This is a genomic window from uncultured Granulicatella sp. (genome assembly GCF_938030755.1).
Classification (GTDB): domain Bacteria; phylum Bacillota; class Bacilli; order Lactobacillales; family Aerococcaceae; genus Granulicatella.
In genome coordinates this window covers 1-2597 of record NZ_CALHIF010000051.1, presented here as the reverse complement: position 1 = coordinate 2597, position 2597 = coordinate 1, and the positions used below count along the sequence as shown (strand labels likewise).

Below are 2597 nucleotides of genomic sequence, written 5' to 3'. Positions count from 1 at the left end.
CCAGCATCTTCGAGAACTCTCGCAAACACTTGTCCTACTTCGTGTTGAACTACGCTATTAACCTCTTCTTCTTTAACGTTAGGGTATTTTTCTTTTAATTGTCCTGCCCATTCTAAATGATAATCTGCAATTGCGTTATCTTTGCCTAAAAGATATTTCTCAACTTCCTCTAACTCTGTTTTCAAACGAGGTGGTAAAATAGCAAGTCCCATCACTTCAATTAACCCGATATTTTCCTTTTTAATATGCTGAACATCTTTATGAGGATGATATACGCCATCTGGATGTAACTCTGATGTGTGATTATCTCTCAAAACAAGATCCATTTCAAATTGACCATCCACTACACGAGCAATCGGAGTGATTGTATGGTGCGGAATTTCTCCTGTTGTAGCAATAATATCTGCCTCTAAATCGGTATACCCTTGCCATGATTTTAAAATCTTCGAAGCTAATTCCACTATTCTTTGTTTATTCTTACCACGTAATCGAAGAACAGACATTGGCCATTTCACAATACCAGCTTGAATATCTTCGAATCCTGAAAATACGAAGGTTGTTTCACATTCCGCTACTTCCATTGGGAAAACGTATTTTCCACCTTGATAATGGTTGTGACTTAAAATAGAGCCACCTGCAATAGGGAGGTCTGCGTTTGATCCTGCAAAATAACCCGGAATAATATCTACAATTTCTAATAGTTGTTCAAATGTTTTAGGAGTAATCGCCATCGGAATATGCTTTGTATTTAGAAAAATGGCATGCTCATTAAAATATGAATATGGTGAATATTGTAATCCCCATTCTTCATCTCCAAGTTTCATTCGGATAATTCTATGATTCGCACGAGCTGGGTAGTTTACTCTTCCTTGATACCCTTCATTTTCCATACACAAAAGACATTTTGGATAATTCGAAGCTTTCATCAATTTCTCAGCAGCAATTGCTTTAGGGTCTTTTTCTGGTTTAGAAAGATTAATCGTAATCTCAAGCGGTCCATATTTTGTTTCTGCACGGAATGCAATATTTTTAGCAATCGCTGATAATTTAATATAGTCGTTGTCTTTACTTAGTTGATAAAAATCATTTACAGCTTTTTCAGGAGATTCTTGATAAGTACTCCAGAAATTTTCATTAACAGTACTTGGAATTGGAGTAATAAAGTTCATTAACTCTGCGCCTAAACAGTCTTTTTCTTCTGCCAAGGGGCCTACTTTCCCATTTTTCTTAGCTAATTCAACGAGCATATCTTTTAATTTTTTTATATCTGTTTCACTTGTAGGTGTATTAGCTCCTTCCTCTCCGACTAGAGCAAGTATTCTATTCTTTACATATGAGTAATCCATAGGTTTATACAGCTCAGATTGAATTACTTGTTCAACAAAATTATTGATTACTGTTCGCATCATTTTCTCCTCTTAATCTATTTGGTTATTCAATTATTTTCTTCATTTCAGGGTCTTCAATCCTTTAAAAGATCAACAACTAGTATACTTGCATCATCTTTCTTTCCATAAATAGGATCGACTTCCTGTGATTGCTTTCTCATTACAATTAAATCATCAAACTTATCCTCTGGATGTTGAGAATAAAACTCATAAAAGCCATCACTCATTAATACAATTTGATTACTAGTCACTTCTGTACTTTCGTAAATAGCATGTTCCACACAAGATTCATCCAGCGAGCCAATCCAATATCCATTTGACGTATTGGCCAGTTCTCTAATTTTTTGTAAGATTGTTTTTCTTTGGACGCCTTCCTTACTTGAATGTGCAATTTCGTTTTTTCCTAAATCAAACAAACGGTCCACACGATGGTCGGTTACCTCTTGGTCATTTACGAGCATGACACAATCTCCAAGAATCATGTATTCCAGTTTTGTTTTTGTTAATTTTGCAAAAACAAAGGCGAAAGTCGGCAGTTTACAATATTCTTCATGGTTAAAATTATCTAACCCTATAATCGAACGGACCTCCTTAATACTTTCAGAAAAAATTTCTTTTAACGTTTTTGATTCTGCACAATGTTTTGCAATCACCTTAGACAATAAATGCGTTACTTCAGAAACCGAATATCCAATCGATTTTTTTGCATTATATAAATCTGTGGCTCCATCAATCACCCAAAAGAAATTTCCAAAACTACCAAGCGCATCTTCGTTTTCAACCGCCGTACCTTGAATAGAACAAATGCTTTTAATTTTCATGACGTTTCTTCACTCCTCCGACTCCAAAAAATACTCCTAATCCAACAAGGGAAGCAATAGCACCTAAATAACTATTCGTTCCTGTTTGTGGTAATTCTTGACGAGCTACTTTTGCAGGAGATGCTGGAGTTTGTTTTGCTACTTTACGATATACGTGGCGAATATTTCCTTTTTCATCTTTTACATCTCTTGCTTTTGCAAGTCCCAAGGCTAAACTTATTGAAGTTGAAGTATGTCCTAAGATAAAGTGATCATGTTCACTTTCATGTTGATTACTATATCCAGTTACATCATCGTAATGAGCTTCATCTGTAAAGGCTTGTCTTCTTCCAGTTAACATTTTATGTGGATATGTTTGATGAGATACATCAAATACAAATTTATCTTT

At 35.0% G+C, this 2597-nt stretch carries 3 protein-coding genes and 1 pseudogene; all 4 read right to left on the bottom strand.

The window, feature by feature from the left end; genetic code table 11:
• The coding region (gene galT / locus Q0594_RS05230) for a UDP-glucose--hexose-1-phosphate uridylyltransferase (protein WP_298730226.1) at positions 1–1406 on the bottom strand (1406 nt) is incomplete at its 3' end.
• Between the two features lie 56 nt (positions 1407–1462).
• The gene (locus tag Q0594_RS05225; RefSeq protein WP_298730224.1) at positions 1463–2209 is read right to left on the bottom strand and encodes a PP2C family serine/threonine-protein phosphatase; all 747 of its coding nucleotides are present in this window, start codon (positions 2207–2209) and stop codon (positions 1463–1465) included.
• Positions 2199–2267 (bottom strand): hypothetical protein, encoded by a 69-nt coding sequence (locus Q0594_RS05220; protein WP_298730228.1) that lies wholly within the window; start codon positions 2265–2267, stop codon positions 2199–2201. The genes Q0594_RS05225 and Q0594_RS05220 overlap by 11 nt, the downstream gene beginning before the upstream one ends.
• 102 nt (positions 2268–2369) lie before the next feature.
• Positions 2370–2597, bottom strand: a pseudogene (locus tag Q0594_RS05215) (1-deoxy-D-xylulose-5-phosphate synthase N-terminal domain-containing protein); the annotation flags it as partial.